We start from the raw sequence: 5,733 nt of genomic DNA, 5'->3' as shown, positions 1-5,733 counted from the left end.
CGGCTGGAAGGCTCGAAGGGCTTTACCAAGGACCTCTGCGCCAAATATCACATCCCGACCGGCGCCTATGAGCGGTTCACGAGCCGCGAAAAAGCCCTCGCCTATGTGCGCCATCAGGGCGCGCCCATCGTGGTCAAGGCCGATGGCCTCGCCGCCGGCAAGGGCGTGACCGTCGCCGTGACCGTGAAGGAAGCCGAAGACGCGGTGGAGGCCCTGTTCGGCGGGGCGTTCGGCGCGGCGGGGGCGGAAGCGGTGATCGAAGAATTTCTCGACGGCGAGGAAGCCTCTTTCTTCGCGATCAGCGACGGCGAAAAAGCCGTCGCCTTCGGCTCGGCGCAGGATCACAAGCGCGTCGGCGAGCGCGACACCGGGCCGAACACCGGCGGCATGGGCGCCTATTCCCCCGCCCCGGTGGTGACGCCCGAGATCGCCGCGCGGGTGATGAAGGACATCATCGAGCCGACCGTCGCGGCCATGAAGGCGGAGGGGTGCCCCTTCAAGGGCGTGCTGTTCGCGGGCCTGATGATCGGCAAGGACGGCCCGAAGCTGATCGAATTCAACACCCGATTCGGCGATCCCGAGTGCCAGGTCCTCATGGCGCGACTGGAGGACGATCTGCTTGGGCTGCTGCTCGCCTGCGTCGACGGCCGCCTGCCGGAAAAAGTGAATTTCTCGCCAAAAACGGCCCTGACCGTCGTGCTGGCGGCGCAGGGCTATCCGATCTCGCCGCTCAAGGGCGGCGTGATCAAGGGCGTTGAGGCGGCGGAAAAAATTCCCGGCGTGAGCGTCATTCACGCCGGGACCGTATTGGAAGACGGCAAACTGGTCGCCAATGGCGGCCGGGTGCTGAATGTCGTCGCGCTCGCCGACAATGTGGCCGAAGCGCAGGCGCTGGCCTATCGCGGCGTCGACGCCATCGACTTTCCCGACGGATTCTGCCGCCGCGACATCGGCTGGCGCGCGATCAAGCGTTAACTACGCAGCTTGCTGGCCGTTTCCGCAATGCGGGCGCCGAACAAGCGCGCGGTTTCGAGATCGCCCTTGCGCGGCGCTTCCTCTACCGAGGCGTCGGACGGCGAAATGGCGGCGAGACCGCTGGCCGAACCGGACCAGTTCACGTCGCTCGGGCCATGGGCCTTGGTGTTGCTCGGGAGCAGTCCGGTGCCGACCCAGATCTGACCGTGCTGCTGCGAAAGATGGAAGAAATAATCGAGCGTCGACGCCTTGTCGCCGTTCAGCGAGGCCGAATTGGTGAAGCCCGCGCCGATCTTGTCCTTCCAGCCCTGGGTGAACCAGATTTTCGAACTGGCGTCGGCGAATTTTTTGAACTGCCAGGCCGGGCCGCCCATATAGGTCGGGCTGCCGTAGATGATGGCGTCGGAAGCCGCGAGCGAGTCAAACGCGCCGTCCGGCAGATCGCCGTTCTGGTCAATCGGATAAAGGGTCGCCTCGGCGACCTCGGCGGCGCCGGCGCGGACGGTTTCAGCCAGCTTGGCGGTGTGGCCATAACCTGAATAGAAAACGATGGCGATCTTGGTCATTTCGAAAATCCTTGTCGCGCCGCTCGATGCGGCGCAAACTTCAAATAAACTACTTGATATCTTTTTGTAAGTAGTTACCTAAAAGGTATCTAGTTCCCGAGGCGGCGATGGATGAGACGACGCAGAGGCACGACGATTGTCCGGTGGATCGTCTGCTCAACCAGATTTCCGGGCCCTGGACGACCTATATCCTCTGGCTGCTCGGCCAGAATGCCGTCCTGCGCTTCGGCGAGTTGCGCGCGGCCATGCCCGGCATTTCGCCCAAGGTGTTGACGGAAAGGCTGCGAAGGCTGGAGGGCGACGGCCTCGTTTCGCGCGAGCAGCGGCCGACCATTCCGCCGCAGGTCTATTACCGGCTTACCGCGCGCGGCGCGGAATTGCGGACGATTCTCGACGATATCGGCGCCACCGCGCTGCGCTGGGCGGCGGAGGACGAGGCGCGCGCAAACCCCGGCGCGCAGGCCCGCGAGGCGTGATCCTGCGCGGTCAGGCCGGCCCTTCGCGCAGGGTATAGCCTGCGCCGCGCACGGTCTGCAGCAAAGGCGAGTCGTGGCCCTTGTCGATCTTGCCGCGCAGCCGCGAAATATGGACGTCAATCACATTGGTCTGCGGATCGAAATGATAATCCCAGACATTTTCCAGCAGCATGGTGCGCGTCACCACCTGGCCGGCGTGGCGCATCAGATATTCCAGCAGGCGGAATTCGCGCGGCTGCAGCACGATCTCCCGGCCGCCCCGGAACACCTTGTGCTTCAGCCGGTCGAGTTCGAGATCGCCGACGCGATAGGCGGTTTCCTCGCCCGCGCCGCCGCCGCGCCGCCGCGCCAGAACCTCGACGCGCGCGAGCAGTTCGGCGAAGGAATAGGGCTTGGAAAGATAATCGTCGCCGCCGGCGCGTAGGCCTTTCACTCGGTCGTCCACCTGTCCGAGCGCCGACAGGATCAGCACCGGCGTGTCGATCTTCTGCTCGCGCAAGCCGCCGATCAGCGAGAGGCCATCCAGCTTGGGCAGCATCCGGTCGACGATCAGCACGTCATAGCCGCCGGCTTCGGCCTTGGCGTAGCCGGCGAGGCCGTCGGCGGCGGAATCGGCGTTGTGCCCGACCTCGCGGAACGCCTTCACCAGATAGGCCGAGGCCTGCGGATCGTCTTCGATGATCAGGAGTCGCATGTCGGGCATGATAATCCAGTCGGGTAAAAAAAGTCGGCAGGCCGGGAGGGGAACCCCGGCCTGCCTCCTCGCCCCCCAAGGGCGACCTCGCTTCAGGCCCTGCGGCCCTTACGAGGGATCGGAGGACAAAGCGAGGAAGTGCGTGTTGTCGCCGGTCTTGACGCGCAACAGGACGGCGCGGCGACCTTCCTTCTTCGCATTGTCCAGCGCCTTGACGACATCCGCCGGCGTGGTGACGGGCTTGCCCGCCGCATCGAGGATCACATCGCCGGGGCGCAGGCCCTTCTGCGCGGCCGGGCCGTCCGGATCGAGGTCGGTCACCACCGCGCCCTCCTTACCGGCGCCGGGCACGTCAGACGACGGCGCCAGGCTGAAGCCGAAATTGGCGAGCGCGGTCTTGGCGGCCTTCTCCTGGACGGGCGTGTCGGCCTTGGCCTCCTTCTCATCCGGCAGCTTGCCGAGCTTGACGGAGAACGTCTTCTCGGCGCCGTTGCGGATAATGGTCAGGCTGGCCGTGGCGTCCGGGCCGAGCGCCGCGATCTTGCGCGACAGATCGTGCGGATTGTCGATCTTGGTCCCGTTCACGCCGGTCACCACGTCGCCGGACTGGATGCCCGCCGAGGCCGCCGGCGTATTCGGCTGCGCCTGGGCGACCAAAGCGCCATTGGTGGATTTCAGGCCGAGGCTGTCGGCGATTTCCGGGGTCACCGGCTGGATCTGCACGCCGATATAGCCGCGTGTCACCGAGCCCTTGTCCTTCAGCGCCGCGACGACGTCCTTGGCGACTTCGGCCGGAATGGCGAAGCCGATGCCGACGCTGCCGCCCGAGGGCGAGTAGATCGCGGTATTGACGCCGACCACTTCGCCCTTGGCGTTGAAGGTCGGGCCGCCGGAATTGCCGCGGTTCACCGCCGCGTCAATCTGGAGGTAATCGTCATAAGGGCCCGAGCCGATGTCGCGGCCGCGCGCCGAAACGATGCCCGCCGTGACGGTGCCGCCGAGGCCGAACGGATTGCCGACCGCGATGACCCAGTCGCCGACGCGCGGCATGCCTTCCGAGAACTGGACGTAAGGATAGGTCCCCGCCTCGGTGATCTTGAGCAGAGCGAGATCGGTCTTCTTGTCCACGCCGATGATCTTGGCCGGAACCGACTTGCCGCCCTCGAGCGTGATGGTCACTTCGGTCGCGCTGTCCACGACGTGATTATTGGTCACGACATAGCCGTCGCTGGAAATGATGAATCCGGAGCCGAGCGCCTGGCCCTTGTGCGGCTTCTGCGGCGCGGGCGCGCCATTCGGGCCGCCGAAACGCTTAAAGAAGCGATAGAGCGGATCGTCGGGGGAGATCGGGGGCATGCCGGGCGGCAGGCCTTCGCCGCCGAATTCCGGGCCGTCGGCCTCGGCCTTTTCGACCACATTGACCTTGACCGAAACCACCGCGCCCTTCACGCGATCCACCATATCAGCGAAAGAGGGCGGGCCGACCGGAGCCAGGCCCTGATTGGCCGGTGCTTCGGCATGGGCGGGCATCAAGGCGACCGAAGCGCCCGCGCCGACAAGGGCGGCGGCGCCGACGGCGCTCATCATCACGACGCGCAGGGGCCGGCGACGGCGCGACGAAAGCGGCGACAGATCGCGGCTGGAAGATTGCGCGGACCAATTCAGCATGAGGGGCTCCATAGACCGTTTTGCGAAACCTGACGGCGATTCGCGCCGCTGTTCGAAGAGGACTATGGGAGCCGTGGACTTACGCCGCCGTTTCGGCGAGATGAAACTTTGGTAACCTAGCTCTGCTTGTCGCCAAGCAGGTTTTTCAGCCGGTTTTCCTCCTCGTCGGACAAGGGAGCGGCGGGCTTGTCCTCGCCCTTGCGGCGCCCGGCGAGCACCGCCGCCGCGCCCAAAGCGAGAATGGCGAAGGGCGACAGCCACAGCAGCAGCGTGTCCCATTCGAACGGCGGCTTGAGCAAGATGAAATTGCCATAGCGCGCGACGAGGAAATCCTTGACCTGCTGGTCGCTGTCGCCCGCCTTGAGGCGGTCGCGCACCAGAACGCGCAAATCCTTGGCCAAGGAGGCGTCGGAATCGTCGATCGACTGGTTCTGGCAGACGAGACAGCGCAGATTGGCGGAAATGGTGCGCGCGCGCTGCTCCAGTTTGGCGTCGGGCAGGACTTCATCCGGCTGCACCGACCAGGCGGGACCAGAGAGCGCAAGAATGGCCAGAACGGCGAAGATCTTCGCTTTCATGGCTTAGCTCGCAGTCTGCGCGGCGGCCGGGACCTTGACCGCTCGCCGGGCGACGCCGACCCGTAGCCGTCGGTCGCTCAGACTCAGCGCCCCGCCAAAGGCCATGATGAGCGCGCCGATCCAGATCAGCGAAACCAAAGGCTTCCAATAGAGTCGCGCGTCAAAAGCCCCGTTCTCGGACTGGTCTGCGATGCTGACATAGATCTGGCCGAGATTCAGCGTGACGATGCCGGCCTGCGAGGTCGCCATCCGCCGCGTGGTGAAAAAGCGCTTCGACGGCGCGATCAGCGCGACGATCTCGCCGTTGCGGCGCACGCTCATATGGGCGGTCGCCTCCCGATAATTGGGGCCCTGCTGCTGGGTCGCACCGACGATTTCGAGCTGATAAGGGCCGACGTCATAGGCGTCGCCCTGCTTCATCGCGACAATTTTTTCGACGCCCCAGCCGGTCGCGGCGAGACCGAGCAGCGTTACGCCGAGCCCGGCATGGGCGAAGGCCGTTCCCCAGGCGGAGAAGGGCAGCCCTCTGGCGCGGTAAAAGGCGTTCTTGGCCGCGCCCAGCCCCGAGGGAAAGATGCGGCCGAACAATTCGGCGAAGGCGCCGACGATCAGATAGATCGCCACGCCCGACCCGATCACCGCCACGACGGGCGCGCCATTGAGCGCCGCGAAGATCGCCATGGCCACGAAGCCGCAGGCCGCCGCGAAGAACAGCCGCTGCGCCGCCGCCAGCAGGTCGCCGCGCTTCCACGCCAGCAATGGGCCGAGCGGCGCGA

General features: G+C 65.7%; 7 protein-coding genes. 2 read left to right on the top strand and 5 right to left on the bottom strand.

Annotation, left to right across the window (positions count from 1 at the left end; genetic code table 11):
• Window positions 1-975 (top strand): phosphoribosylamine--glycine ligase (purD, locus tag ACE3S9_RS13690; RefSeq protein ID WP_374547028.1); only part of this gene is annotated, 975 nt, incomplete at its 5' end.
• Here the strand turns inward: purD and ACE3S9_RS13685 are convergent.
• Complete coding sequence (locus ACE3S9_RS13685; protein WP_374547027.1) at window positions 972-1,541, bottom strand: flavodoxin family protein; 570 nt, start codon at window positions 1,539-1,541, stop codon at window positions 972-974. The two genes, purD and ACE3S9_RS13685, sit on opposite strands and share 4 nt — an antisense overlap.
• A gap of 107 nt (window positions 1,542-1,648) precedes the next feature.
• Between ACE3S9_RS13685 and ACE3S9_RS13680 the strand changes: the two genes are divergently transcribed.
• The gene (locus tag ACE3S9_RS13680; protein WP_374547026.1) at window positions 1,649-2,017 is read left to right on the top strand and encodes a winged helix-turn-helix transcriptional regulator; all 369 of its coding nucleotides are present in this window, start codon (window positions 1,649-1,651) and stop codon (window positions 2,015-2,017) included.
• 10 nt (window positions 2,018-2,027) lie between these two features.
• Here the strand turns inward: ACE3S9_RS13680 and ACE3S9_RS13675 are convergent, their stop codons facing one another.
• The 4 genes from ACE3S9_RS13675 to ACE3S9_RS13660 all read right to left on the bottom strand — a co-directional run.
• Window positions 2,028-2,711 carry a response regulator transcription factor gene (locus ACE3S9_RS13675; protein WP_374547025.1) on the bottom strand — a complete coding sequence of 228 codons (684 nt, stop codon included), beginning with the start codon at window positions 2,709-2,711 and terminating at the stop codon, window positions 2,028-2,030.
• Window positions 2,712-2,819: 108 nt separating this feature from the next.
• Window positions 2,820-4,379, bottom strand: coding sequence for a Do family serine endopeptidase (locus tag ACE3S9_RS13670; protein ID WP_374547024.1), 1,560 nt, complete (start codon window positions 4,377-4,379; stop codon window positions 2,820-2,822).
• Window positions 4,380-4,495: 116 nt separating this feature from the next.
• Window positions 4,496-4,957 (bottom strand): cytochrome c-type biogenesis protein CcmH, encoded by a 462-nt coding sequence (locus ACE3S9_RS13665; protein ID WP_374547023.1) that lies wholly within the window; start codon window positions 4,955-4,957, stop codon window positions 4,496-4,498.
• 3 nt (window positions 4,958-4,960) lie between these two features.
• Window positions 4,961-5,733 (bottom strand): cytochrome c-type biogenesis CcmF C-terminal domain-containing protein (locus ACE3S9_RS13660; protein ID WP_374547022.1); only part of this gene is annotated, 773 nt, incomplete at its 5' end.

Origin of the sequence: Rhodoblastus sp. (genome assembly GCF_041915505.1) — a bacterium.
GTDB lineage: Bacteria > Pseudomonadota > Alphaproteobacteria > Rhizobiales > Beijerinckiaceae > Rhodoblastus.
The sequence above is the reverse complement of the archived record's forward strand: the minus strand, read 5'-3'. Positions and strand labels throughout refer to the sequence as shown.

Coding starts and splice junctions, on each gene's coding strand:
- ACE3S9_RS13675 (WP_374547025.1), bottom strand. CDS start 2,711: ATGCGACTCCTGATCATCGAAGACGATCCGCAGGCCTCGGCCTATCTG.
- ACE3S9_RS13665 (WP_374547023.1), bottom strand. CDS start 4,957: ATGAAAGCGAAGATCTTCGCCGTTCTGGCCATTCTTGCGCTCTCTGGT.
- ACE3S9_RS13670 (WP_374547024.1), bottom strand. CDS start 4,379: ATGCTGAATTGGTCCGCGCAATCTTCCAGCCGCGATCTGTCGCCGCTT.
- ACE3S9_RS13685 (WP_374547027.1), bottom strand. CDS start 1,541: ATGACCAAGATCGCCATCGTTTTCTATTCAGGTTATGGCCACACCGCC.
- ACE3S9_RS13680 (WP_374547026.1), top strand. CDS start 1,649: ATGGATGAGACGACGCAGAGGCACGACGATTGTCCGGTGGATCGTCTG.